Here is a 26864-nt window from a genome sequence, read left to right as displayed (position 1 = left end):
AAAGCCGGTGAAATTTTACTGATCGTAAAATTTCACCGGCTTTTTAGTTTAGAGAAGGGTTTTGTCCCAGCCTCTTTTTTCTTTACTTTCAAATAATTATTTTGTAAGATAAAGCCAACTTCAAAAGTGGCCAGACCACTTTTGAATTCATTCAGTAAGAGACGCCATCATCTGAAGGTGGTGGATTTTGTTTCTTTATAGTAGGTATCCAAACACCTACTGAATGAAGATAAAGCCTTTGGATGCATTGTTTATCTGCGCGAAAGGAAAGCGACAGCGATAATTATTCCAAGGCGAATAGATTGACCGAGGAGTTGATCGTATGGATAAAAAAACCGAACAAAAGAAAGTGTTTTTAGATATCGTCCAACAATTACGACAACTTAAAATACAGGCTGGTGAAAAGTAACCTTCCGAATGAGTCATTTCAGAACGTCTGGGTGTCGGGCGATCCTCTGTGAGAGAGGCATTGCGAAGTTTAGAGTTGTTAGGTCTTATTGAAACGAGACATGGGGGAGGTACGTTTCTAGCTTCTACACAAAAGCATCGGCTCGTAGAAATATTGTCGATGTTTATATTAGAAGTTGAAAAATCAAAAAAAGGATGTCGAATTAACGCGACAAATTCATGAAATGGAAGCCATTCGCGTTATAAGTTGTACAGTGAATCTGCGAACACTACCTGTGAGGGACAGTTTTTTTGTAAAGCTAGAGATAGAGGTACGATTAATTGTCTGGATGTTTTACGAGAAATAATCATCACGTCAGAAATCGTTTTTTACTAAAAGTCTGGTTTCAATTAGCAGTTTATGCCGGTGACAGTTTAAATCGAAACTCAACAGAAGAAGAAAAATTAATCATTCAAACTATGTTGAAATTGATGCAGCTTGGCTATGAAAAAGAAGTATTAAAAGCTTACTTACATAAATGCTGAACAAGGCATTTAGACAAACATAGGAGGAGTAAAACATGGCAGTACGTAACTTATTTAGTAAAAAGAAAGAGGACGGACAGGAAAAGGGATTTCCAGAAGGACTTATGACAAAATGTCCAGAATGCCGTCACATTCAGTTAACAAAGGAATTAGAAAAAAATCATAAAGTGTGTACAAAATGCGACCATCATTTCAAAATGACTGCACAGGAGCGCGTAGCATATTTCTTAGATGAAGGTTCATTTGTATCAATGGATGATCATTTACAAACAAGTAATCCACTTAATTTCCCTGATTATGTAGAAAAAATTTCAGTGGCTAAACAACAAACGGGATTAAGCGATGCTGTACTAACTGGGTTAGGTACTCTTGATGGAGAAGAAATTGTTGTAGCAATTATGGATTCTCATTTTCGTATGGGCTCAATGGGCTCAGTTGTAGGAGAAAAAATCACACGTGCCGTTGAAAAAGCTATTAAATTACGTGTACCGGTTATTATCTTTTCTACTAGTGGTGGAGCGCGCATGCAAGAAGGTATTCTATCATTAATGCAAATGGTAAAAACGAGTGCGGCATTAAAACATCATAGTGAAGAAGGACTATTGTTTATTTCTATCATGACGCATCCTACATACGGTGGCGTTTCGGCAAGCTTTGCTTCTATTGGAGATATTAATATTGCTGAACCACAAGCATTGATTGGCTTTGCTGGTCGCCGTGTAATAGAAGAAACATTAAGAGAAAAACTACCAAATGATTTCCAAAAGTCAGAATTTTTACTAGAGCATGGTCAGCTTGATGCAATTTTCCATCGAAAAGATTTACGAAACCAAGTAGCAATGCTTGTAAAAATGCATACGAAAGGAGGCATGCAACATGTCTAAAAATTTAGCTTTTGAAGAACCAGTAGTTTACAATTACGTGAAAAAATTGATGAGTTAAAAACAATTGCTGCCGAAGCGAAAGTAGATATGTCAGGCGAAATCGAAAAGCTTGAAACACGCCTTACTCAGCTAGAACAATCCATTTATACCAATATGAGACCATGGGATCGTGTACAGGTTGCTAGACATCCTGAACGTCCAACAACATTACAATATATAGAAGCTATGTGCGAAAATTTTATAGAGTTACATGGAGACCGTTCGTTTGGTGATGATGCGGCTATTCTTGGAGGAATCGCTCTCTTTGAAGGACAGCCCATAACAATTGTTGGACACCAACGCGGAAAATCAACTAAAGAAAATATTCGACGAAATTTTGGTATGCCACACCCAGAAGGATATCGTAAGGCATTACGCTTAATGAAGCAGGCTGAGAAATTTAAGCGCCCAATTATTTGTTTTATTGATACGAAAGGTGCGTATCCAGGTAAGGCAGCCGAGGAACGCGGCCCAAGTGAAGCCATTGCCAGAACTCTTGCTGAAATGACGATTCTAACAGTACCAGTTATTAGTATTGTTATTGGAGAAGGCGGAAGTGGTGGTGCAATTGCATTAGGAGTAGCTAATCGCGTCTTTATGTTAGAGAACTCAACATATTCGGTTATCTCGCCTGAAGGTGCTGCATCGATTTTATGGCGAGATGGTAGTCTAGGGAAGCAAGCAGCAGAAGCAATGCGTATAACAGCACCTGACTTAAAAGAGCTTGACGTTATTGATGGAATAATCCCTGAAATAACTGGTGGAGCACACCGTAATGTTGCGAAGCAAGCAATTTATATAAAAGAATGTATAAGCGTCACACTAAAAACATTGAATTCTTTAAATGGCGAACAATTAATTGAGGATCGTTATGAGAAATTCAGAAAGATTGGACAATATAGAGAAGCTTAAATTCATTTTTAGGTTTTTAAACCCACGCATTTTGATCAAACCTTTTTCAAAATGCGTGGGTTTCTTCTATTATAAAATCAACGTTCGCAGCAAACTTTTAATCAAACTTTATTCCAAACCAACACTAATGTGCATAGCTGTGGAACAGTACCAGAACATGGAGAAGAAATATTAAGACAGCCAGAAAAATGTGCGTTGTCTGGACATTCTTGTCCAAGATGTCTGTAGATTTTTGTCCATATACACCATATACATAACGTATCCAAGCCCTCCTCCATGCCAAATAATTTTAGTTTACATAATATAAATTATAGGAAGTTATGTATCAATTAAAAGTATACTATTAATATTGAGACGAAAGCACTTGTGATGAAATACGATTTAAATTTTAAAATGCACTGTGGTATTATTTGTATTAATCGGTTTAAACCTTAAGAATTTTGTATCTAACTGACACTCTTAATAAACAACAGCTGCATATTCACTGCTTCCACAAGAACGAACATTAAAAATGATCCGAGTAACCAAATTATAAAAAAATAAATAAGCTGTGCTGGTTTCCCTTCTTCTTGATTTTTAGGTACTGTATGCAAATATGTTTCACCAAGAAAATAACTTAACATAATAGGATTTTAGGTTTTAACTAAAGCTCCCTTTACTCTATCCACATGAACTATTAGCATACTTCCCAAGTCATAACCACCGTTTAAATAAATCTCTCGTAAATAGAAAGAATATTTAGATTTTTATTGATGAATTGAAAATAATTACTTATACTTAAAACACTTATATCATTAACAATCGCTTAGAAAACATTTAAATACTATAGTACTGAGGAGAGGAAAGAATGGAAGAATTAATAGTAGAAAAAGCAATTCAAGATATTTATCCAGATGATTTCGCTTGGTGTTATGGGTGTGGCCGACTGAATAATGATGGTCATCACCTTCGAACTGGATGGCAAGGAGAAAATACTATTACAATCTATACACCTGAATCAAAATACATGGGTATTCCTGGATTTATTTATGGTGGTTTAATCGCATCATTGATTGATTGTCATGGATCAGGATCTGCAGCCCTTGCTCTGCATCGTAAAAATGGACACGAAATTGGTGATGGTGCAGTGCCACCTCGATTTGTAACTGCTAACCTTAATGTAGATTTCCTAAAACCAACACCACAACATGTCCCATTAAAAGCTATTGGGACTGTTGAAGAAATTCATCCGAAAAGATGGAAGGTTGAAACCGAAGTTTACGCACAAGATACTCTATGTGCTCGAGGTACAGTAGTTCTTGTTGTAATGCCTAGTACTTTTCAAAAAAATGATTAGCACTTCCCTTTCATCAAACAAGTTAGCCAACGAAGGTTAACTTGTTTTTTAAAGCTTATTATTATCTTTATTCCTGTACTAACAAATCATTTGGGAGACAAATCAATTTCTAAGTTTAATTCTTCTGCTTGTAAGTTTAAGAATAATTCTTCTATCTCCACCAAAAACCAAAACTATTTGTCTTAAAAATGGTCAAATAGTTTTGGGCACTAAAATTTAACAATTCTTATAAATCAAGCATTTATAAGACTTTTGGTTTTACAGTGAATCCCAAAGTCTTCCCTAACTGTCCACAGTACATCTTGCCTCCCCATTGATTTTTTTCATCTTGATTATCTGAATCACTACAACCTTTGGTTATTATTTTGCCATCTCAATCTCTCTAATCTATATGATTTGCACATTTTGCAACATCAGTTTGAACATCTTCTAAAACGTTATCAAACATATCTAGAAGCTCATGAATACGTTCATTCCTCAAACTATAGTAGCAGTATTTCCCTTCATTTCGACCAACTATAATGCCACAACCTTTTAAACAGGATAAATGTTGTGAGATGTTAGACTGATTTCCTTCTAGTTCCTCAACAATTTGAGATACAGTCTTTTCCTTCTCTTTAATACACTCCAAAATCTGAAGTCTTACCTTATTTGAAAATCCATGTATCATTTTAATTTTTAAATCAAACAAATTATCTGTCACAAAATCTCCTCCAATTCACATTAGACTTTACTAATATGTTTTGTTATTATCATATTCGATATTACTAATATGTGTGTCACACATATTAACACTATCTAATTATATGTGTCAAAATTTTCAAAAAATAAGTTCATTGGAGGTAAGAATCATGTTTGCATGGATGTAATAACGCTTACTATCATTTTTTTCGTAACCACTTTTAGGTCTTAGATTAACATTTTTGATGTTTCTATTAATAATGCTTACGCAACAACAAGTATTACGATCTACTAGTTTTCCCAGTTTTGCAAACTATTTTAGTTCCCAACGAAAATTAGATTTTTACAATTTATTAAGGCTTGAATTGTTACATATTTCATTTCCAATTTTTTTATTCACTCCTATTTTTGGTGGGTTCACAGGATTTAAGTACTTTTAAGCAATTCAAAAGTTCTGGAAATTAATTTAAAGTTAAGAGGTTGTAAATTTTGAATAATACATGGAACAAGATTATATATAAAATCGGCTCTTCCTTCTATGATAAATTTTTTAACACAGGTATTTTTTTGAAGGCTAGAAAGAAGGTTTTTCAAGAGATTCCTTTTAAAAACGAACAAAAAATTTTATATGTAGGTATTGGTACTGGCGCAGATTTAGAATTAATCGATTTTGCTGATTATGATATAACAGCAATTGATTTTTCACCTGATATGCTTGCTATAGCTAAAAGTAAATTCAAGCACTCTGCAATAAATTTTTTGGAGATGGATGCTCAAAAATTAATATTTGAAGATGATACTTTTGATTATATTGTAGCTAGCTTAATACTATCAGTCGTCCCGGATGAAAATAAATGTTTTCAAGAGATGATACGTGTTCTAAAAAAAGATGGTAAAATTCTAATCTTTGATAAATTTGCTCTTAAAAATCAAAAAAGCACATTGCTAAAGAAACTGTTTAGACCATTTATTAGCATGATAGGAACCGATATTGGTCGAAGTTTTGAGGAGCTGATTAATCAAAATAAACAAAGAATAAAAATTGAAAAAGATGAGAATGTAATGTTAAACGGAATGTATAGATATATAGAAGTAATTAAACTATAGATTTAATTCATAAATAGGCATGGTTGTTATAATTAGCACTATGCCTATTAAATTTTAGGCTGTACTTCTTTTTTCTCTTGTATTTCCAAACTAGTTTAAACTAACAAGATATGGTACTCTTGTATAGGAATTTTGCTGATTCATAGTGGATTAAAAGTTAATTAGCTTGGCGAAGCGTCACAACCAACTGACAATGTGTTTATACGATGAAAAAGTATTTGATCCCTTTAAAAACCGGGTCAAATTGTTGATAAACCAACAATTATAGAGGGAGTTATCTAATAATGATTTCTAGAGAAAAATTAGAAAATAACCAAATTTTCCTGTATGTAATTGTTTTGTTGCTAGCCACAGCAGTAGGATTATTTGCCCCCACTATCGGAAAGCAGTTAGACGTTACGATTTCATTTGTAATTGCTATATTAATGTATAGCATGTTTTCACAAATCCCATTTACATCTTTAAAAGAATCATTTTCTAACCGACGTTTTATTTGGGCTCTACTAACTGTCAACTATATTGTTGTGCCTATTATTGTATGGCTGTTAACAATGCTATTACCAGATCATCCACCTTTATTACTCGGTGTCTATTTAGTTTTACTTACACCATGTATTGACTATGTGATAGTATTTACGGCACTCGGGCGTGGTAATGAAAAAGCTATGCTTATTTCCACACCCATTCTCTTCATCAGTCAAATGCTATTACTACCTTTATATTTATGGTTCTTCATTGGTGATGAAGCAGCAAATATTGTTGATCCACAGCCGTTCTTAGAGGCATTTTTGGAACTTATCGTTATACCACTACTACTAGCTATTGCCCTGCAATTATTTGAAAAGAAATCATCTGCTGGAAATAAATTAATTAATCTTTCTGCGTGGCTTCCTGTTCCATTTATGGCGTTAACTCTTTTTGTTGTTGTATCCTCTCAAATAGGAAAATTATCTACATCCATTGATTGGATTATAAGGGTCATCCCCATTTATATTGCCTTTATGATTATTATGCCTTTTATCTCTAGATTAATTGGAAAATGGTTCAAACTTGATATTGAGTCTGGTAGAGCATTAATTTTTAGCGGTTCTACACGTAATTCACTTGTTGTGCTTCCACTAGCTTTATCTTTGCCAGATCACTTAAGTACACTAGTAGCCGCCATTATTGTCACACAAACCATTGTTGAAATTATTGGGGAAATAATTTATATTCGTGTAGTTCCGAATCTAATTTTACGCAAATAGAAATAATATTATTCTTAAAAAGAACGTGTTTGAAAAAGCTTATTTCAAATATGTTCTTTCTTTTTATTTCACCAGACAAACTCTTTAGTAGCATCTATTACACGAATTATGATAACAATCCTATACTTTTATGCAAATTCCCCCTCTTTATTTTTTAATTCTAAACCATTCACTAATACATCAATGCTAATTGCTGCGTAATCAGTAACGAAAATCTAAGAATCGTACGTATTTTGATATTTTCATTAAAAGGAATGATTATTTCAATACAAGTAATAAAAATCAATAATTTTAATTTAATTATTAACATTATCAATTTTTCGTTTTTGAAAAATTAAATATTATCATTTGAATTTTCTATTTTTTAATGTATAATCAAATCAACCAAAAGAAAGGAATTTCATTATGGCTTATAAAGTAATCACCAATTGCCCTGTCTGTAGTCAAACATTGAAAATTACAAAGTTACAGTGCTCCCATTGTCATACTACGATTGAAAATGAGTTTGAATTAAGTAAGCTGGCAACCTTATCAAAGGATCAGCTTCATTTTGTGGAAGTATTTTTAACATGCAGAGGGAATATTAAAGATGTTGAAAAAGAGCTGGGGATTTCGTATCCAACAGTTCGAGGTAAGCTAACAGACATCATTTCTTCCCTTGGATATGTACAAAAGAAGAAAAATGAAGTAGATGAGAAAAAGGTTGTAACCATGTTGGAGAATGGCGAAATTACCCCCGAAGAAGCCATTAAGCTTTTAAAAGAAGAATAAGGAGGAGCTTATCATGAAAGAGGAAATTACAAGAGTATTAACGATGATTCAGGAAGGGAAAATTGATGCAGATAAAGGATCCGAACTGATTCATGCATTACAAGAGAAAGAAAAAACAGGTAATAAGTCTTTTGAGAAAAAAACTGCCTATTTAGATAAAACATTAAAAGTTCGTGTGGTCTCAGCCGAAAATGATAACGTCACAGTCAATTTGCCTATCAAGCTTGTTAAGGTAGTATTAATGGCTGGACATAGCATCGCAGCGAGTATTCCACAGTCAGAAAAATACGTGAAGGATATAGACATAAACCTTATTATAGAGGCAATCGAAAATGAATTAGATGGTCAAATTGTTGATATTAAATCCGCAAATGGGGATACCGTTTCGGTCTTCATTGAGTAGTGATTTGCTTATGATATATGTAAAAGTAAAAGCAAAGGATGTTCGGTTTACTATTCCAGTTCCATATGCTATTTTGTCTTCGAACTTTTTTCAGAAATATGTAAATAGATGGACCAAAGATTACTTCGAAAGAAAAAAACTGGACCTTAGCTTGCCTTATTTAGACAAAAAAATGCTAATGCCTATTGTCAAGGAATTGAAAAATTATAAAGGGATCGTGCTTGTAGATGTCAAAGCTAAGGACGGTACTGAGGTTAAGGTTAGACTATAGAATATGCCTTCTACTGACATTTCGAAGAAAAAGCCTAATTTCTCGCCTATAATATCGAAATAATTGTAATATAAAAACTCACATACTTAAACCCCGCTCTAAAATTAGCGGGGTTTAAAATATAGTTGTATAATTTATGATATAGGTACATCACTATACAAAAAAAATATAACAATAACAATAAAATCGTTTAAGTTCTAATTAAATTGCGCCATATTGTTGAATAACATGGACGTTCTATGATTAATTTGTGTAGCCCTGGAATAAAGTTTGATTAAAAACACCTCACAAACCCCTATTTTACGATAAATTAAAAAATCCCTTTTGAAAAAAGATTGATCAAAAGGGATTCTTATTCAGCAGATTTAAGTTTGATCATTTTCTACCTCTGTTCTTCCACAATTGCGCACGATTGTTGAATAAACCTATACTCTTCTTTTATTCTTATACATCAGGATTTTCACTAGAGGCTTTCCACTCCAATTCATTTAACAGATTCAATGCTTTTTGAGTTGAGTCAATCAATGAGAAATCTTCTTTTATTTTTCTTAACTTCAATGCTTCTAAAAAACATTCTTCGGCTTCATTTTGCCTCGCTAATTTCATAAGGCATTTATCTTTGTGTTGCTAGCCATACATGTGTATTTCTCCTTCTATTTATCAGAAATTTATCAGAAACCTTTTTCATTTCCAATCTAACCTTTTCAAATAGAAAAAGCACAATTCTTGCTGCAGAAATGCGCACGATTGTTAGGTTACTTCATAATAAAATTTACAATAATTCAAGTACGATTCCCACATAATAATCAAATCAATATTTAAAACAATAACAATATAATAAAAAACAAAATAAATTTATTGATAATCGATAAATATTGTATTAAAATCATATAATCATTAAATCAGTGAGGTGCGTTAAATGAATAGTAAACTAGGTTCAACTTTTTTCTTAAAGGTTGTTGCTTTTCTTATTGGAATTGCGATACTTGCCGTGTGTATATTTTTGTTGCCTGAAGCAGCCAGAAAAGATGCTATTGTGCATCCAGGGGATTACTCGATATATCCGTTGTTAATATGTGCTTATGGAGTATGCATTACGTTTTCTGTAGCTTTGTATCAAGCATATAAACTATTGAGTTATATCGATAGTAACAACGCTTTTTCCGAGTTATCCCTTAAATCCTTGAAGGTTATAAAAAAATGCGCTTTTACAATTATTTTCTTAATTTTATTAGTAATAGTTTACTTAAGGGTGTATGCCATGTTCACGGGTGATGATCCAGCAGGTCCAATAGCACTTGGACTAATAGGGATATTAGCAACAACTATCATCGCTGCCATTATGGACGTACTTCAAAAGCCATTAAAAAATATCCTAGAAAAAAAGAAATAAAAATGTAGATGTTTATTTTGCAGGTATAATATCTTCTTTCCCTATTAAATTAAATTAAATGGCTCTTAAATGAAAAATTGGCGCCTATTCTTTTTCAAGAATTGCGCCCTTTTCTTGAAGATTCGATATTGAGATTATCTGAAAATCAAATACCTCAATGTGAACCATTTTATTTTTTTCACTTTCTCAACTCACTATATTGTATATGAATTCTGTCTTCTGGTTTTTTGTCAACTGTATATAGCACAACAAGAAAGAATCACTCTAAAGGTTTCATTAAGAGATACATATCTGCGGACCATTTTGAATTGATATGCCTACTTATTGGATAGCCATATCGATCGTAAAAGTTACGGATGACTTTATGGAAGGTTGGCATATATTGTTCTAGAATGTTCTCAAATGCGTTAGCAAACAGCAGCTGGCGGTTCACGGGAATTCTTTTTCCTCTTCTAATGCCAGCTCTGATCGGTTTGACCAAGTTTTTATGCCCTTTAGCAGAGACCATACACAAATAATGCCCGTCACCCTCTACTATCACTGGTTTTGGCGCAGGGATATTTGAATAGTTGAAAGAGCTTGTCTCAAGGAACACCCGGATAAAGCTATCTGGTCGTTGTCCAAACAGGACCAAAATCAACTGGATGATGACCAAAATTGGAAATAAACATATTGCCCATATTTTTGACATCCTTTGATAGTTATTAGATATTCTGTAGAGAAATAAAATGAATTTATTATTGTCCTCTGCCTCTTTTTCATTCTGGCTATCAAGAAAATGATTCAGGGAATCTTTCAACCTTGCGATATATAAAAATAATAATGATAAAAAGCTAATTTGCAGTAGGAGGACCGTAAGTTCTTCACCATCATGTGAAAAACCTGTATGAGTAAGATAGACAATTGCAAATATGATATTAGATATCATTAATGTACTACATATCACATACACAACCGAGGAAAGTGACCCATCGGTAAATGTTTCCTTAAAGTGAACGAAAACGTTCCTCAAGAATATGGCCCGTTTGTGGAACAAGAAAAAATCCTGTATATCAACACAGGATTTTTAATCAAATCTTTTTATAAACGTCGTGACTTTATTTCAAATCTACAATTTGTTGTTAATCACTTCTTTACAACATAGACTTTACATCACAGCGTCGACAAAGACGATTTTTTTTTGTTTTTTGCTGGCAATCGCCGCAGTTTGGGCAAATCGCAAAGAAATTATTACCTAGATGTGCATTTTCACAAAAATTAGCTAAGGCAAAATCACCATTACGCTTTTCTGCGTCTAATAACCAGGCAATATCTCTTTTTGCTGTTATTTCTTCAATTTGCTCTTCGGTTAAAAAGGTTGCTTCTATTTTTTTCTGCATTTTGTATATCTCAGTTCCACATTTACTACAGCGACGTACTCCCCATTCAACTTTACATCTCACATTTGAACAGACATACTCTTCTTCTCCCTTTTGTTGCTTTATTGCATTACCGTGGTTTCCACAAATAAAGCACACATGACGAACACCTAACGTAAAGAGTTGTAGACGTAATAACCGTTTAATATTTTCAGCCATATTTACAGCGGATGAAAATGCACCGTATTTCATATTTCCAAATTGTTCATAATGTTCATCCTCTAAAAAATTCATTCCTAGATTAAATAAGCGATGTAGTTCATTATATGTTAATTGCTTACTATAATCCTCTTCCTTGGATGGATGAATAATAAATGTTGAAATACCATTTTTTGGATATTTATACAGACCCTCGAGTTCAGCCTTACTTAACCCCTCATGAAACTGTACAAAAGTTGGAACTAGGCGATACGTAATTACTTTATTAATATCATGTCTAATCATTTCGAGTAAAATAACAGACCGTTCCGCTTCAAAATTTTCATTTTGAACACGTGTTACATGAAGCGAAACATCTGAGTGTGTAAATTCTACGACAATATCCTTACGTGGAAAAATATAATCATCCAAATAATCACCAATCGGAAGTTTCAACGGCTCACTTGCAACTGTAAATAGCTTCGTTTCCACAATCATTTGAAGAATATCAATAAATACACTATCTACATAATACGTCTGATAATCAATATGATCATGCCATTTTTGCTCTTTTGGTTCCCCTTTATTAAGAAACTCATTGTATAGCTTGTATAGTGTCTTGTAATCTCGGTTATATAATAGCACCTGATTTGGTTGAATGTAGCCATGTAGTTTTTGAAGTCCCCGGAATAAACGCAGTGCCTCACGCAATAATGCATGAAGTGGCTTCATTTGCCTATAGACACAGTTAAAAAATTCAAGGTATTGTTCGACATCTAGCTTTTTCCACTCTGCCTCTTCCCGTAAAATATTGAGTTCAATTAGACTGTTTGTATTGTTCATTTCACGTTGAATGTTTTGAATGTGCTCACGTAACAGCTTTAAAAATTGACGTACATTTTTTTCTAGCATATAGGCAAATGTAAAGACAAAACGGTTTTCGTGTACATCAAGGGATTCAATATACGACTCCTTTAATAATTGTTGAGGCACTGGTCGATTTAAAGTAGTACGGCGCCATGTCGTTGTATCTTTCATAAAATACTGAACAGTTTGTGGTGTCACAACGTCTAATTCCTCCGCATTCACTAAATAATGCTCACTCTCTAGCTTTAGCTTCGGTTTTCGAGTAATGAATTGCAAGTGTTTTAAAATGTCCTGACGATAATGATAAAACCAATAAGGTGAATGTTCTCCACACTCCTCAAGTTCTTTCTTTAGCTGGCTCCATAAATCTTGCTTTTCTTTTTTTGTATAAAAGTCGGCAAACTCTATATATTTCTCCTCATAGATTTCATACGCTGTTTTAAAATTATCTTTCCAGTCCCTATATAAAGTTTGCACATCGTGTAGCATTTCAGGAACAACTTTAAACGTTTTAGTACCGATAATGTTAAATGATTCGTATAAAATCTCTTTATCCAAAATATACTGTAGTTCGACCGTAACGATTGGCTGCATAAACGGCAAAGTAAATTCATAGATATGACGATCATCAAAAAATGTATGCAATATTTGATTGTTAATGCGGACTTTTTGTGGGATACACTGCGCGCCCCATGTTAACCTAAAATCGTATTGATATGGATGATCCAGATGCTCACCTTTATATGACAAGTAGGCCTCTTGTAACCAACGATTTTTATACAGTAGCTGAACACTATCTTGCATTTCGCTTCACCTTTTGGAATGCTTTTTTCGCTAACGACTGTTTGCGAATTGTATCTACTACACCCTCTAATTTATCCATTGTTTCAACAAAGGCATCGTCATAGCTTGGCATAATTTTTGGTACGATTTTAGAAACAATTTGTAAATCAATTGCAACATCCTTATTCCAATTGTTTGCTGCATATGCCTGCAAGAAAGCACGGATATGACGGCGTGGACGATTTCCAATTTGAAGATCTAAGTTTTCACTTAAAATACTCAATACCTTTTCAATGCGCTGCATTTCACGATCCACATTTTGTTCCTCAATTACTTCACGCTGCTTTTTAAAGCCCACAAAGCTAACTGCTGGCATTTTAGCATGCTCTTTCACCTTTTCCATATTACCAATTTTATCGCTTAATACTGCTTGGAAATCTAATACCTGTGCACGATCATATATTTTGTCACTCAGTGTATATGTAGAGTCATCTTCATTTATTGTCCCGATAAAGAATACGTTAGAAGGAATTTTCAGCTTATTGCCTCCATCAATATATTCTGATAATGTGCCTGATGTGCGCCCCATTGTATCAAACAATTCAATTACTTGCTTCGATTCCTCCAACTCTAACTTTGAGTTAAAGTCTGAGAAGTAATATTCCACACGTGCTAAGTTCATTTCATCAAGCACAATAAAGTAAAACTTATCACGATTCTCAGGTAAGCGTGCTTTAAATAATTCCTCTGTAAAAGGTGTTGGCATAAAGCGCTCATTGAAATGATTATAAAATCCAATTAAATCCGTTTTGCTTTTCCAATTGGGCTGTACAGCAATTGTTTCACATACACCGCCTAATGCGTGTGCAACAATTTTGGGAAGGCTTGTTTTTCCTGTACCAGATAAACCCTTTAAAATAATAAAACGTGAACTCCTCATGGCTGCTAAAAATCCTTCTACCATATCCAATGAAAACTCATAGTTTCCTGCTTCGCTTGTCTCAATAATTCGTTGCTTAATTACTTGATCTCCTGGATAATTATCTACCTGGTTAGGCGTTTTTTGACTAGTTTCTATTAACATCTGGAAGCTCTCAAATACACGATTTTCATCTGATACTGCCTCTTGTTCACGCTTTTGATAACGCTGAATTTCTCGTTCTAAATTGCGTGTACGATATAAGTAAAATGCACGCTGTCGTTCGGCATGCTCTAGGATTTCTGCCTTTTCCTGTTTTTCCTCAAGCTCTATACGAAGCTGTTGTAACGAATCACGCAGCTTCAAATTTTCAGCTTTGATTGCTTTATTTTGTATTGAAATTTCATCATATTCATCACGGAGTGACTGTAAATGCTCCCATTGAAATGCTGCCTCTTTATATTGTTGTATCAGCTCCTGCTTTTGTTGTAGCTGTTGCTGTAAAAATGTTACGTTTTCTGATATATAAGCTACATCATCTAGGTTATTTTTTAACTGTTTGTTGGTACGCTCTAATTCGTCAACATATGGACGAAGCTGTGCATAACGCTCCTGTATACGTTCAAGTTCCATTTTTGTTTGATGAGCATCCTCAATATTAAATATTGCCTTTTCTTGCTCGAATGCCTCTCGTTCTGCATCCAGCTCATCACTTACTTCCGTTAATGCTTCCTGCTGAGATACTACAGTATCCTCCAATACTCGCATCTCTTCAGCATGCTGTTCTGCTAACGAATCCAGCTGTTTTTTCTGTTCATGTTTCAAAGCCTTTGTTTGCTTTTCATAATCTGTCTGTTGTTCTTCGAGCTGTTCCTTTAGCTCCTCCATCTTACCTTTTAAAAACTTGAGCTCATCTTTATATTTGTTTGTTACCTCCGTTTCTCTCTCATCTGCTTCTTCCATTAAAATAGCAATTTGCTTACGTTGTGTATGGACTGTCGCTTTGCTGGTTTCGTACAGCTTCAGCATAGATTCATAATCTGCCTGCAGCATCTCTAACTGCTCTTGTAGTGAAATGATTTCTGTTTCCAATTACTTCTCCTCCATAAATCGAATAAACGCATACATGCTTTCACGTAGCTCTGTAAACAATTCTATGAATTTTTTATTTTGCATTTCCATTAACCAGCCACTATGATGTCCTGCTAGCTTATTTCGAATTGCGACAATATCTTCGACATATGTTAATCCTTGTGGGTGCTGGAGGACTTTTTCATAAAAACTCTTTTCTCCTAAATAATCACTTATTAACAATGCGGCAACGTAGTCACGGCTTCCATAATAATGGACATTTTGAATAGAACCGTATCGATTCATTTTTTCAGCAAGTTTTTCAAGATTACACCAGATTGCTTGTGGAATATGGTCACTAATTGTATAAAAGTCTGCCTTTAGCGCCTTACGATTCACATGGCCATTTAATAACCAGCTTTTCTTTACTAGAATCGGCTCGATTTGAATGTACGGCTCTAAATGTTCCTGTAATAGTGCTTCCGCCATTAAACCAAATGTATTTAAGCTACTTGCACGATCTCCTTTTTCACCATTGCCATTTTTATAGCGTAGATAATCGCGTTCACACGTTTGTAAATACTCATATAAGGCATCTGATACTTGCGCTCCCTGTAACATCGTTTCAATATTTGCAAGTGTATCTTGCTGCTCATTTGGAGAGGAGCCAAAACTCTGCAATTCCGCTTCTTTTGCCATTAGCTCTACTAAACGAATTGCCTCCTCGCCAACGTCTTGGCCTTTAATCAGCTCATATAACTGCACAGAGTGATCATCTGTAAAGGGGGAAATGGCACTCACTTTCGTATACAGCTCACCACTTTGCGATTGCATAATCATCCCTGTAAGCTGCACAGCAATATAACCACGTTTTACAAAAGGGTATGGCTGCTTTTCAACACGAATCATGGTGTTAATCTCTTCATTAGCTTCATCCTCAAGATGGCTAGACAATACAATGTCTGTATCGGCTACTCCTTCTGTAAAACGCTTTTCTTGATATAGATTAAATTGATTGACCGCAAGCTTCAGAAGTGTCTCAAACGACGTTTGTTGATACAACTCAAGTGTAAGTGGAATGTTGCTGGTTAGCATTTCCATATTGTAAGTATCATGACTCATTAACAGTTCCTTTTCATGAATATAGGTAAAAAATTGTCCTCGAATTTCATCATACATCATGTAACCTTTTTTATATTCATAGCTAACAGCTACCTGTTTTTTTACTGTTTTATATTTCCCTGTCATTACCTCTTGAAGCTGTTGCTCCTTTAATAATTGCTGAATTTCTTGATCAACGATGAAATGAAATTCCACTGGGAAACCAAGCTTTTCACATACTTCATCTAGTCGGAAAGGAGCGATATCCCCAAGCTTTAAGAGTGTTTGAGCAATTATGCTATGGTCAATTTTTTGTACACTCCAATATTCCACTGGCACAACTGCAACTGGATAATAAACGAACAAACTATTGGGCTGATCTTGCTGACGCATTGTGCGCTGAGTACGTGTTAAATCAATAATGCTCAATATATCCTCTCTCCTTCACATAATCATAAGCATGCTGGAACATATTTGAATGGCAAAGCGTTTTTGCATCCCCAACGATAACAATCAACTTACGTGCTCGAGATAAAGCAACGTTAAATCGATTTGGTGAGCGTAAGAAACCAAGTGCACGTGCCTCGCCTTGATAACGATTACTTCGCACGGTTGTTAAGAATACAATGTCAAACTCCTTCCCCTGAAATGCATCGACCGTTCCACTTTGGACAGCCTGTTCAAGCCCCGCATTTTTCAGCTTTTTATTTAGCAACACAAGCTGTTCATTGTAAAATGAAATAATGCCAATATGACCGTTATATTGCGGACTACTTTTTAATAACTTTTTCACCTGTTCAATCAATACATCCACTTCATGTTCATTGACATAACGTCCTTGCTCACCCTGTCCCCTTAATGATACATCTATCCATGCTAAATGCTTGCCATTGTATAAGGAAGTATCATTTTGTAATGCACCAGCTGGCTGCCCATGGTAAAGCCCCTCTGGATAAAAAAGCTGGCTCACAAGCTCACCAATGTCTTCGTGCATACGGAATTGCTTATTAAGCATCACCTTTTTACCAACTGCTAAGTTTTGATACAACCGTTCAAATAGACTTTGGGCATACATTTTGTCAAATTCATCTGGAGGTAAATCGACTTCCTTTTCAAAGGCTGGCTCTAAAATATGAGGTAGCTGCTTATGATCTCCGACTAAAATGACTTTTTTACCGAGAGTCATCGGAATTAAAACGTCTAATGGATTGGCACGTGCAGCCTCATCGATAATAACCGCATCGAAAATGACATCATACAGCCTATGACGTTGTGCGACTGTTTGCTGACAAGTGGTTCCCTTTACTTGTGCATATAGACGAATACATTTAGCAAGTTCTAATGGATCCGCCTTAATTTGACGCATAAACTCTGAAATAACTGCTTGCTCAGCCAGTACAACGACTTGTTGTGATTCCTCTATAAGCATCTCAACCTCAACAATAATCCTCTGTAGTTGCCCCACTAGCTCATCGCTTGAAAACGATGTAGGGGCTTGTTGTGTAAATAAGTATGATACGAGCACCACAAGTTCATCTAATTTCTGCTGAAGGTTTTCTTGTAACGCTTTACTATCTTTACGAATAACGAGCTGTTGGCGTGTCTTTTTAATGTCTGTTATTAAGATGTCACATTGCTTATGTCGCTCCTTTGATTGTAGGAGAGCAATGTTCTTTAAAAATACTTGCCATTGCTCTACATCCTTTGTACTCCTAATTCCAGCTACTGCTTTAGGCAACTTGTCAAACTGCGATTGAAGTATTGGGTCAATGTCTACAGTTACATGGACATCCGCATATTGTTCTTCCTTCAATAAGGCTAATAGTTCATCTAAGGTTAAGATAAGTGAAATTGGCAGCTCCTCATCTCCCTCAAGCCCTTCCATATACTGACGTAGTGTCGTCAAAGTCGCTGGTGTAAACGGAGCTTGTGCTAAAAAATCACGAACATCTTGCAAAAGTTTCTCATAATACGGCATGTTTTGTTGAATGTCGACATCATCAAATGTTACACGACTTGCCATTTCATTCACAAGTCGACGATATGTTTTCAGCTCGCTTTCAACATATTTCTCGCCACCAAAACGATGTGCAGACATTCCATGCTCAATTAGCCCCTCCATTGCATTATCAACCGCTAAATGCTGGTATGATGTTAGTAAAATATCATTCATTCCTAAAGCAATTAAACTTTTCATAATCGTTTGAATTACTGATGTTTTGCCGGTTCCTGGTGGCCCTTGAATTAGCACTAGATCATTTGTATTCAATGCTGCTTCAATTGCTAGTCGCTGCTGGATATCGGCATCACGACCATTTACAAGGGTCGGCACATCAGCAGATGGGAAACGGTAATGAATAGCCCCCATTGGTGGTACTTTTTCAGGCTCGCTTAAATATGTACCTAAATTAGAAATAACCGATAAGCTTGCCATCGTTTTTTGCAATGCTATATCACGCCGACGTTGTGCCACTTCGTTCATTAATGTACTCACTTGCAAATTACCTTTTTTCGGAAATCGAAGACGATCTGCTGTGTCATCTAACATGAAATCGACTTCTAATTTATATCCATTAATATATTTTAATACTCCCACCTGTAACGCCTCTTCACTGCTCGGAATTTCAACAGATACTTGTTCTACCTGATCGAGCCAGCCAGATATATCATTTTTTCCCTCTAAGTAAAACGTTAGCTTACCATATACATAATCATAATCATTATATTGAAGTAATTTACATTGTTGTTGCTTTTGCGTAAGTAAATCACGCTCATAGTTCATATATTGCTTCCATGCATCTAAATATTTATCTACAGAGCTAAAATGCTCATGGAAATTTAGTTCCGTTTCAAGCTGCTCACCCTGTATCGTATCACGCAAGATAAGCATCGTATCAAACAACTTTGCTTTTTTTAATAAACGTTTTTTCTCCTCTGGCTTATACGTAATGGGCTCTTCTGCAACCGCAAATAATTGATCCTGCTCCCATATGAGTACTAATACTTTAGCTGAGCCTTTTTTTGGTTCATTACTGAAGAGGTAATATCGCTTATTTTGTTCATCATATGCAATATAAACTAAACCGATTTGATGTGGAAACGGGCTATGAGGCATTGATATATACAATTCTCGATTTAATGAACCATCTAATTTCGATAAATTAATAGCGATTTTTTCGACTCCTGTGACAATTTCCGTGGGTCTTACAACAGAAATTTGCACGATTTTCCTATTAATTGATTGCACCCATGCATAATATGGTAGATGGTGTTCAAGGATATGCTGGATTGTTGCGATTTCTTTTCGAATACGAACATCACCAATTCTCTCCCCATTGCAATAGACAACAATTTGACTCTGTTCCTTTCGAAATAACACTTGCTTCTGAATAATATGTTCCTTCTGTTCACTTTCTGTATAGATAGATAATTGAACATCTAAGCCATTGCCCTTCACACGATACATACTATGAATCTCCCTTCAACTTACGCTTTAGCACGGCATTTTCATTTCGATATTTTTTCAGTAATTCCCGTAGTTTTTTCGTATCATCTTCTTTTCGCTCGCTCGCACCACTACTTTTTTGTGGCGACATGTTTGTTGTTTTTTGCACAAGTTGACTAATTGCTTCATTTTTTGACTGTAACTGATTCTTTAACACTTCAATTTCCGTCAATAGCTTTTTTTGTTGCTCATTTAAGTCCCGAATTGTTTGACTATAACTAGACATTCTTTTAGCATCCGTAATGCTTGCTCGTCGTATTGCTTCATTTTGCTGATGCAGCGCAGTATTTTGCTTCCTTAATTCATTAACTTGCTCTATCAGTTGTTGAGACCCTATATGCTTTGCCTCAGTCGTTGTCTCTGTTTGATTACTTTGTAAAAATCTAATCGTATTTCGAGCCTTTTTTTGAAACTCAATATAATCTGTTTGAATTTTTTCCCGCTTTGTTTGCTCTTCTTCTATTTTCTCATTCGATATTTTTATAGTATGTTCCAACGTATCATGTGATTTTTTTAAGCGTTGATAGCGTTCAGTCTCTTTTTTTAGATTGTGTTGTGTTTCCACTTGCTGATCTATAAGCAGTTTCTTTTCAACTTTTAACTCCTGTGTTGTAAGACGATAGTGCTCTAAATGTTCTTCCTTCTTCTCAAGCTTTCCCTTCAACAACTCTATTTCAGCTTTGAACGCTTCAATTTCCTGTTGAAGCGGCTGTAATTGACTTGTTATATCATAAAAAAACATTGGATATTTTTTAGGAAAATGCTCACTTAAAAGCTGTGCAACATCTTTTTGAAATTGTGCACATATCCCCCCTAAATCAATGAATGCATCTATCGCTAGATCAAGTTGCTCAGTATTAGAAAGCTGAAAACAGGGCATAGAAGGCTCATACTCCTCTAAAATTACGGCCACTTGTTTTACTAAGCTTGTCTGAGCTAATTGGTATGCGTCTAAAAACGTTTCGTCCTTCCATTCGTCAATTAAATAATGGTGCAACGCCTCAAACATTGTGCCCGCAAATGCTTGAAACACCTCTGGAAAATGTTTCTTTGAAAAATGTAGTTCAATTTCTTCTAAATATTGGTCACTCACGTATATCCTCCTCACCTAATTAATTTCAATAATTAGGCCGTATAGTATATATATTGCAAAAAAGGCTATTAGTATTTATATTGTACGAAAATATACATGCAATAAGCTATTAAAAATTTGATTAATTATTCAATATAACGACAAGCTTCGATAAGGATCAAATAATTCAATATGAACTTAAGATGCATCAGATATTTTCCAATCTAGTAAGAACTATAGTGACAAAATACAGTTAAGAGACTTCATGTAAAACCTATGTCAGTTTTTGAAACACCAACTTATTTAAAATGATGTTTCTTCCTATTGATTTAATTAGTAAAGAAGGTAAAGCATTGTTAGCAAGGAAGAAGTTAATAATTGGCTGGATGAGTAAAAAAGGAGTTGTCCAGAAATTCTTAGGACAACTCCTTTGCCATAAATTTTGTAGATTTGCTTAAATAGTTTATTAAAAAATTATAGTTTCTTTACATACAGTATCCTTTCTAATTAAAAAAAGACAAGAAATTCTTGTCTTTTTTAATCAGAAGTCTTCTATACGTCTAAGTTGTTATTGATTGCTTATTTTGTTAAAGCCTTTATGTCCGCCACAATTGTATCAACTGGTACATCTGTTGTGCCATCATAATCTTTAACAACTGTACCATCAGCATTGACTAAGTAGTATCTTCCCATATGTATAACTTGGTCAGAATTTGGATCATTTTTTACGTGTGAATTAAACGATTTCATTGCAAACTGTTCAATAAACTTTTGATCATAGCCAGTTAATAGCTGCCATTTGCTTTCATCCGGGACTGAATACGTTTTTAAATAATTCGTTAAAACGTCTGGTTTATCAACTTCTGGATCAACGCTAAAAGCTACAATTTGATAGTCTTCCAAGCCTTTATCCTTTAGCGCTTTTTGGACCTCTGTCATATTAAACGTCATTGGTGGACATACGGTATTACAGTTTGTAAAAATAAACATCGCCAGCCATGGCTTGTCTTTAAAATTCTCTAGATTAACCTTTTCATTGTGTTGATTTGTTACCGAAAAATCCTGTACCTCTATATTCATTTCTGGCTCAAATTTATAGCTACCGCAAGCAGCTAAAATGCTACTTAATGCTAGTATCAATACAAGCATTGTACTTTTCTTTTTCATTAATTTGCCCACTTCCCTTCAATTTACCACTATTTTTTATTGTATAAATTCTAACCTTGAAATACAAGATTATGGTCTTAACCTTACTATTTTATATGTCTAATCTTTGTATATTGTATGATTTTGCCATACAAATATCCTGTATATTCCAAATAATTCTCGCTTTTTCAAATTTTTTTTAAAGCTGTTTTTTACTATTTTGGTTATTTCCCAAGACATCAGATAATTGTTATATAACAAAGTTTTTATGCTTTTTTAAATCTTCCATTATTTGATAGCACAATAATAAATTCATTAAAATTCTCTTTTGTGTTTAAATATTCTCCTACATTCAGAATTATTATCACCAAACTATTTCAATAATATTATTCTAATAGGTAATTCGGTTCTCTTTCATACGGAATAATTCTATTAAATCCTTATTATTTCTATGTTATTTCCACAAACACAAAGAGACTAAAAATTATAAAAACTCAAAATTTAGTATTGCATTATAGGAATATACCTCATAAAATAAGTGAATATAACGGCGATTGAAAAAGAAATATGTCGTTTAAAACAGAAATATAACACTTTAGGGGGAATAATAATGGCAAACATTTCTGGTAACAAAAATGTAGAATCAGTTGATTATAGTGCAATTGAAGCTATGGAATCGTTCAACAACTTCGTGAAAAAGAAAAATACCTTCCTTTTCTCGATTACAGCAGTATTTTTAATTCTTTATATCTTGCTGCCAATCCTTGCTTTCCAGCCTGTACTACAACAAAAATTCATCGGAAATATTACAGGTGTATGGGTTTATTCAGCAGGATTATTCATTATGACAATCGTACTTTGTACAGTATATGTAAAAAAAGCTTCTTCATTCGATAAAGCTGCAGCAGCTGTGCTAGCAGAATATCATGCGAAAGGTGGAAAATAAATGAACTTGGTATCTGTTGGTTTCTTTTTAGCAATCGTTGGTTTGACACTTGTTGTTACCTATATCGCAGCAAAGCGCACGTCTTCTGCAGCGGATTTTTATACAGCTGGGGGAGGTCTTAAAGGCTGGCAAAATGGCTTTGCAATCGCAGGTGACTATTTATCTGCAGCCGCATTCCTAGGTGTATCTGGTGCAATCGCTTTAACAGGTTTTGATGGCTTTTTCTTCTCTGTTGGTTATGTAGTAGCTAACTTAGTTCTTTTATATGTAATTGCAGAACCAATGCGTAATTTAGGTCGTTATACATTAGCTGATATGCTGACTGCACGTTTTAATGAAAAACGTATCCGTGGAGTTGCTGCTTCAGGAACAATTATTATCGTTATTCTTTATATGATCGCTCAATTAGTAGGTGCAGGTGCTCTTATTAAACTATTATTCGGAATTGAATATTGGATTGCTGTGTTAATCGTAGGTGTAATGATGACAACTTACGTATTGTTTGGCGGTATGACTGCTACATCTTGGGTTCAAATCATTAAAGCAAGTCTTCTATTATTTGGGACAGGTTTATTAGCTACTCTAGTATTAGCTAAATTTGATTTCTCTCTTATGAAGATGTTTGATACAATCGCTGTTAATCACGGAGAAAAATTCCTTGTACCAGGGATTAAATATACAAGTACGGTTGATTCTGTTTCTATGATGATGGCACTTGTTTTAGGTACATCTGGTTTACCACATATCTTAATGCGCTTCTTTACTGTTAAAGATGCTAAAACTGCCCGTTCTTCTATTTCATGGACTACTTGGATTACAGCTATTTTCTTCTCATTAACTATTTTCTTAGGCTTTGGTGCATTAAATTTTGTAGGTTTAGATAATATTCTTGCTGAAAGTAAAGCAGGTAACACGGCTGCCCCACTACTTGCTCACTACTTGGGCGGTGATGTGCTGATGGCATTTATCGGTGCAGTAGCATTTGCCACTATTTTAGCCGTTGTTTCAGGCTTAGTTTTAACAGGAGCTTCTGCGATTTCTCATGATATTTATGGCGAAATTATTAAAGGTGGTAAATTAACAGAAAAGCAACAGGTACTTGCAGCTCGTACTGGCTCTATTTCAATTGCTATTGTGTCGATTATTCTTGCTCTATTTGCACAAAACCTGAACGTATCGTTCTTAGTTTCCTTTGCATTTTGTATTGGTGCTTCAGCAAATCTACCTGTTATTCTTTACACAATTTATTGGAAAAAATTCAATTCAACAGGTGCCGTTTCAGCAATGGTAACTGGTTTAGTATCATGTTTAGTGTTAGGTGCAATGGGGCCTAATGTATGGAGTCCTGTTGAAGGAGCAGCAATCTTTGTTGGTAACCCTATTGTGCCTCTAGCAGTGCCAGCAATTATTACAATCCCACTTGGCTTTATCGCTGGTTATTTAGGATCTATTCTATCCTCTAGCAAAGTACCACAGGCAGAAGCAGATCGTATTTACAAAGAAATTCGTGTTAAAGCAAATACAGGTGTATCGGTTTCTGATATTTCACATTAATCTTTAGCGCTTTACAAACTCAAATTTTCTGTTCTACAACACTAACAATTTAAGTAAAAAACTCGATTTTTTAGTCGAGTTTTTTACTTTTTTATTATAAAAATTTTACCAATTTACTTATTGAACAATACTATTCTATTTCCAAAAAACAGAAAAAACCCAATTTTCACTAGGTAAATAGTGTTTATTTTTTATGGAAAAAATAATTTTATTTTCAATTTTTAACCTTATTTTATGCCCCGAAATCTAGATTTGTCCTCGTTTTGTATATTTATCTGAATTTTCCAAAACCCCTATATTTCTAGGCTTTGTCATATATTTTCTCTTCCAAGACTATTTTTCTAAAAATTTTTTTTACATAATTTTTCTGAAATGTATTGCAATTTAGTGAACTGTCTCATAAAATGAAGATGTGAATTCACTTAACTAGCAAAATCAAGTCTTGAAGCAGTAAAAATAAACACAAAATGGGGAATGTTAATGGCGAACAATCAAGCAAACAAAGGCGTCGTGATTGACTATGATGCAATTGCAAATCAAGAATCGTTTAAATCACTTGTACGAAGAAAGAATTCATTTCTTTGGACTATGACTGTAGTCTTTTTAGCAGCATATATGTTGCTACCTATTCTTACTTCGTACACGACAATTCTACACCAAAAGGCATTTGGGGAAATCACTTGGGTGTGGGTTTATGCAGCAGGATTATTCATTATGACATGGAGCTTATGTCATTTATATGTAGCTAAAGCAAACAGCTATGATAGAGAAGCAAAAGCAATTATCACAGAATATGAAAACGGAGGTGGCCGCCGATGAGCTTTACTGCAATATTTTTCTTCGTAGCAATTGTAGGTCTTACATTAGTTATTACATGGTGGGCATCTAAACGTACTTCTTCTGCAAGTGATTTCTACACAGCAGGCGGTGGTTTAACTGGTTGGCAAAATGGACTAGCTATCGCTGGTGACTACTTATCAGCAGCATCGTTCCTAGGTATCGCTGGTGCCGTTGCACTATTTGGGTTTGATGGATTCTTCTTCTCTATTGGATACTTAGTAGCCTACTTAGTGGTACTTTACATCGTAGCTGAACCACTACGTAACCTTGGTAAATTTACTTTAGCAGACATGATTACAGCACGTTTTAACAGTTCAAAAGTTCGTGGTACAGCAGCATTAAGTACAATTACAATTGTATTGTTCTATATGATTGCACAGTTAGTTGGTGCAGGTGCACTTATTCAATTACTTCTAGGAATTGATTACTGGATGGCGGTACTACTTGTAGGTATCATGATGACAACTTACGTACTATTTGGTGGTATGACAGCTACATCTTGGGTACAAATCATTAAAGCTTGCCTATTAATGTTAGGAACTATCATTATTTCTTTCTTAGTATTAAAAGAATTTGGTTTCAGTATTTCAACAATGTTCTCGCAAATGGCAACAGAAACTGAGCATGGTGCAGCATACTTAAATCCAGGTCTTAAGTATACAAATGGTATTGATACAATCTCTATGCTTATCGCATTAGTATTAGGTACTGCTGGTCTTCCACATATCTTAATGCGTTTCTTCACAGTAAAAGATGCGAAAACAGCTCGTTCTTCAGTAATTTGGGCTACTTGGATTGTAGGTCTCTTCTACGTTCTTACAATTTTCTTAGGTTTCGGTGCTGCGGCATTCGTAGGTTCTGAAAAAATTATTGCAGCAAATGCTGCTGGTAACATGGCTGCCCCACTTCTGGCAGAAGCACTTGGTGGCGACATTCTATTCTCATTCGTTTGTGCGGTAGCTTTCGCAACAATCTTAGCCGTAGTAGCGGGTCTTGTACTTTCTGGTGCGTCTGCCCTTTCTCACGATATTTATGGACAAATCATTAAAAAAGGTCAAATTACAGAAAAAGAGCAAGTACTTGCAGCTCGTATCGGTTCTATTACAATTTCTGTTGTTTCTATCCTTTTAGCACTTGGTGCACAAACATTAAACGTAGCGTTCTTAGTATCACTTGCATTTTGTATTGCTGGTTCTGCTAACCTACCAGTAATCATTTATACAATCTATTGGAAACGCTTTAATACAGCTGGTGCTGTAACGGCAATGTTAACAGGTTTAATCTCTGCATTAGCACTTGTTGCGGTATCACCAAACATCTGGAATCCAGTTGAAGGAAAAGCGATTTTCGTAGGTGAGCCGTTAATTATGTTAACAAATCCAGCATTAATTTCGGTACCACTTGGTTTCCTTGGTGGTTTCATTGGAACATTACTTTCTAAAGAAAATGATGAAAAGAAATATCGCGAAGTGGATGTTAAAGCAAACACAGGTATTTCAGTTCAAGACGTATCTCACTAATAATATG

21 protein-coding genes and 2 pseudogenes are annotated in these 26864 nt (G+C 34.8%); 14 read left to right on the top strand and 9 right to left on the bottom strand.

Annotated elements, in window-relative coordinates; translation table 11 throughout:
* The first annotated feature begins 424 nt into the window (after positions 1-424).
* The 4 genes and pseudogenes from AC1RNS_RS17800 (at position 425) to AC1RNS_RS17785 (ending at position 4104) form a co-directional block, all read left to right on the top strand.
* Positions 425-933 (top strand): annotated as a pseudogene (locus AC1RNS_RS17800) (FadR/GntR family transcriptional regulator).
* Positions 934-968: 35 nt separating this feature from the next.
* A complete protein-coding gene (gene accD, locus AC1RNS_RS17795; RefSeq protein WP_492994572.1) occupies positions 969-1817 on the top strand; it encodes an acetyl-CoA carboxylase, carboxyltransferase subunit beta in 849 nt (282 codons plus the stop codon).
* Positions 1810-2768 (top strand): annotated as a pseudogene (locus AC1RNS_RS17790) (acetyl-CoA carboxylase carboxyltransferase subunit alpha). The gene accD and the pseudogene AC1RNS_RS17790 overlap by 8 nt, the downstream one beginning before the upstream one ends.
* An 847-nt stretch (positions 2769-3615) precedes the next feature.
* Positions 3616-4104 (top strand): PaaI family thioesterase, encoded by a 489-nt coding sequence (locus AC1RNS_RS17785; protein ID WP_492994571.1) that lies wholly within the window; start codon positions 3616-3618, stop codon positions 4102-4104.
* A 382-nt stretch (positions 4105-4486) separates the two neighbouring features.
* Here AC1RNS_RS17785 and AC1RNS_RS17780 read toward each other — a convergent pair whose 3' ends face one another.
* The gene (locus tag AC1RNS_RS17780; protein ID WP_492994584.1) at positions 4487-4774 is read right to left on the bottom strand and encodes an ArsR/SmtB family transcription factor; all 288 of its coding nucleotides are present in this window, start codon (positions 4772-4774) and stop codon (positions 4487-4489) included.
* Between the two features lie 500 nt (positions 4775-5274).
* Between AC1RNS_RS17780 and AC1RNS_RS17775 the strand changes: the two genes are divergently transcribed.
* From AC1RNS_RS17775 to AC1RNS_RS17755, 5 genes are all read left to right on the top strand, one after another.
* On the top strand, positions 5275-5892 hold the full coding sequence (locus tag AC1RNS_RS17775; protein WP_492994569.1) for a class I SAM-dependent methyltransferase: 618 nt from the start codon (positions 5275-5277) through the stop codon (positions 5890-5892).
* A gap of 284 nt (positions 5893-6176) precedes the next feature.
* The gene (locus AC1RNS_RS17770) at positions 6177-7139 is read left to right on the top strand and encodes an arsenic resistance protein (RefSeq protein ID WP_492994567.1); all 963 of its coding nucleotides are present in this window, start codon (positions 6177-6179) and stop codon (positions 7137-7139) included.
* A gap of 405 nt (positions 7140-7544) precedes the next feature.
* Entirely contained in the window at positions 7545-7910 is a 366-nt protein-coding gene (locus AC1RNS_RS17765) for a DUF2089 domain-containing protein (RefSeq protein WP_492994566.1), read from the top strand.
* 13 nt (positions 7911-7923) lie between these two features.
* On the top strand, positions 7924-8313 hold the full coding sequence (locus AC1RNS_RS17760; protein WP_492994565.1) for an SHOCT-like domain-containing protein: 390 nt from the start codon (positions 7924-7926) through the stop codon (positions 8311-8313).
* A gap of 10 nt (positions 8314-8323) precedes the next feature.
* Complete coding sequence (locus tag AC1RNS_RS17755; RefSeq protein ID WP_492994564.1) at positions 8324-8584, top strand: hypothetical protein; 261 nt, start codon at positions 8324-8326, stop codon at positions 8582-8584.
* Between the two features lie 444 nt (positions 8585-9028).
* On the opposite strand, the gene AC1RNS_RS17750 is transcribed toward AC1RNS_RS17755, so the two are convergent.
* Positions 9029-9190 (bottom strand): hypothetical protein, encoded by a 162-nt coding sequence (locus AC1RNS_RS17750; protein WP_492994563.1) that lies wholly within the window; start codon positions 9188-9190, stop codon positions 9029-9031.
* Positions 9191-9503: 313 nt separating this feature from the next.
* Here AC1RNS_RS17750 and AC1RNS_RS17745 point away from each other — a divergent pair, with 313 nt between their 5' ends.
* Complete coding sequence (locus AC1RNS_RS17745) at positions 9504-9977, top strand: DUF2975 domain-containing protein (protein ID WP_492994562.1); 474 nt, start codon at positions 9504-9506, stop codon at positions 9975-9977.
* A 259-nt stretch (positions 9978-10236) separates the two neighbouring features.
* Here AC1RNS_RS17745 and AC1RNS_RS17740 read toward each other — a convergent pair whose 3' ends face one another.
* From AC1RNS_RS17740 to AC1RNS_RS17710, 7 genes are all read right to left on the bottom strand, one after another.
* Positions 10237-10989: a DUF6688 domain-containing protein gene (locus AC1RNS_RS17740; RefSeq protein WP_492994560.1), complete on the bottom strand. Its 753-nt coding sequence runs from the start codon at positions 10987-10989 to the stop codon at positions 10237-10239.
* Between the two features lie 121 nt (positions 10990-11110).
* Positions 11111-13204 carry a DUF2357 domain-containing protein gene (locus AC1RNS_RS17735; protein ID WP_492994558.1) on the bottom strand — a complete coding sequence of 698 codons (2094 nt, stop codon included), beginning with the start codon at positions 13202-13204 and terminating at the stop codon, positions 11111-11113.
* Positions 13194-15194: an McrB family protein gene (locus AC1RNS_RS17730; RefSeq protein WP_492994556.1), complete on the bottom strand. Its 2001-nt coding sequence runs from the start codon at positions 15192-15194 to the stop codon at positions 13194-13196. The genes AC1RNS_RS17735 and AC1RNS_RS17730 overlap by 11 nt, the downstream gene beginning before the upstream one ends.
* Positions 15195-16703 carry a hypothetical protein gene (locus AC1RNS_RS17725; protein WP_492994555.1) on the bottom strand — a complete coding sequence of 503 codons (1509 nt, stop codon included), beginning with the start codon at positions 16701-16703 and terminating at the stop codon, positions 15195-15197.
* Positions 16690-19740, bottom strand: coding sequence for an AAA domain-containing protein (locus AC1RNS_RS17720; RefSeq protein WP_492994554.1), 3051 nt, complete (start codon positions 19738-19740; stop codon positions 16690-16692). Before AC1RNS_RS17720 ends, AC1RNS_RS17725 begins: the two co-directional genes overlap by 14 nt.
* Before the next feature lies 1 nt (position 19741).
* The gene (locus AC1RNS_RS17715; protein WP_492994552.1) at positions 19742-20872 is read right to left on the bottom strand and encodes a hypothetical protein; all 1131 of its coding nucleotides are present in this window, start codon (positions 20870-20872) and stop codon (positions 19742-19744) included.
* A gap of 558 nt (positions 20873-21430) precedes the next feature.
* On the bottom strand, positions 21431-22018 hold the full coding sequence (locus AC1RNS_RS17710) for an SCO family protein (RefSeq protein WP_492994550.1): 588 nt from the start codon (positions 22016-22018) through the stop codon (positions 21431-21433).
* A 589-nt stretch (positions 22019-22607) separates the two neighbouring features.
* On the opposite strand from AC1RNS_RS17710, the gene AC1RNS_RS17705 reads away from it, so the two are divergent.
* The 4 genes from AC1RNS_RS17705 (at position 22608) to AC1RNS_RS17690 (ending at position 26857) form a co-directional block, all read left to right on the top strand.
* Positions 22608-22943 carry a DUF485 domain-containing protein gene (locus AC1RNS_RS17705; RefSeq protein ID WP_492994549.1) on the top strand — a complete coding sequence of 112 codons (336 nt, stop codon included), beginning with the start codon at positions 22608-22610 and terminating at the stop codon, positions 22941-22943.
* The gene (locus AC1RNS_RS17700; RefSeq protein ID WP_492994548.1) at positions 22944-24497 is read left to right on the top strand and encodes a solute symporter family protein; all 1554 of its coding nucleotides are present in this window, start codon (positions 22944-22946) and stop codon (positions 24495-24497) included.
* 480 nt (positions 24498-24977) lie between these two features.
* Positions 24978-25316, top strand: a complete 339-nt coding sequence (locus tag AC1RNS_RS17695; protein WP_492994547.1) for a DUF485 domain-containing protein — start codon at positions 24978-24980, stop codon at positions 25314-25316.
* Positions 25313-26857, top strand: coding sequence for a solute symporter family protein (locus tag AC1RNS_RS17690; protein ID WP_492994546.1), 1545 nt, complete (start codon positions 25313-25315; stop codon positions 26855-26857). Before AC1RNS_RS17695 ends, AC1RNS_RS17690 begins: the two co-directional genes overlap by 4 nt.
* Positions 26858-26864: the final 7 nt, after the last annotated feature.

The sequence above is a fragment of the Lysinibacillus sp. GW821-FHT14F06 genome, assembly GCF_058803665.1.
This window is presented reverse-complemented; position numbering and strand designations above follow the sequence as displayed.

Coding starts and splice junctions, on each gene's coding strand:
- accD (WP_492994572.1), top strand. CDS start 969: ATGGCAGTACGTAACTTATTTAGTAAAAAGAAAGAGGACGGACAGGAA.
- AC1RNS_RS17785 (WP_492994571.1), top strand. CDS start 3,616: ATGGAAGAATTAATAGTAGAAAAAGCAATTCAAGATATTTATCCAGAT.
- AC1RNS_RS17780 (WP_492994584.1), bottom strand. CDS start 4,774: ATGATACATGGATTTTCAAATAAGGTAAGACTTCAGATTTTGGAGTGT.
- AC1RNS_RS17770 (WP_492994567.1), top strand. CDS start 6,177: ATGATTTCTAGAGAAAAATTAGAAAATAACCAAATTTTCCTGTATGTA.
- AC1RNS_RS17765 (WP_492994566.1), top strand. CDS start 7,545: ATGGCTTATAAAGTAATCACCAATTGCCCTGTCTGTAGTCAAACATTG.
- AC1RNS_RS17760 (WP_492994565.1), top strand. CDS start 7,924: ATGAAAGAGGAAATTACAAGAGTATTAACGATGATTCAGGAAGGGAAA.
- AC1RNS_RS17755 (WP_492994564.1), top strand. CDS start 8,324: ATGATATATGTAAAAGTAAAAGCAAAGGATGTTCGGTTTACTATTCCA.
- AC1RNS_RS17750 (WP_492994563.1), bottom strand. CDS start 9,190: ATGAAATTAGCGAGGCAAAATGAAGCCGAAGAATGTTTTTTAGAAGCA.
- AC1RNS_RS17745 (WP_492994562.1), top strand. CDS start 9,504: ATGAATAGTAAACTAGGTTCAACTTTTTTCTTAAAGGTTGTTGCTTTT.
- AC1RNS_RS17735 (WP_492994558.1), bottom strand. CDS start 13,204: ATGCAAGATAGTGTTCAGCTACTGTATAAAAATCGTTGGTTACAAGAG.
- AC1RNS_RS17720 (WP_492994554.1), bottom strand. CDS start 19,740: ATGTATCGTGTGAAGGGCAATGGCTTAGATGTTCAATTATCTATCTAT.
- AC1RNS_RS17710 (WP_492994550.1), bottom strand. CDS start 22,018: ATGAAAAAGAAAAGTACAATGCTTGTATTGATACTAGCATTAAGTAGC.
- AC1RNS_RS17705 (WP_492994549.1), top strand. CDS start 22,608: ATGGCAAACATTTCTGGTAACAAAAATGTAGAATCAGTTGATTATAGT.
- AC1RNS_RS17700 (WP_492994548.1), top strand. CDS start 22,944: ATGAACTTGGTATCTGTTGGTTTCTTTTTAGCAATCGTTGGTTTGACA.
- AC1RNS_RS17695 (WP_492994547.1), top strand. CDS start 24,978: ATGGCGAACAATCAAGCAAACAAAGGCGTCGTGATTGACTATGATGCA.
- AC1RNS_RS17690 (WP_492994546.1), top strand. CDS start 25,313: ATGAGCTTTACTGCAATATTTTTCTTCGTAGCAATTGTAGGTCTTACA.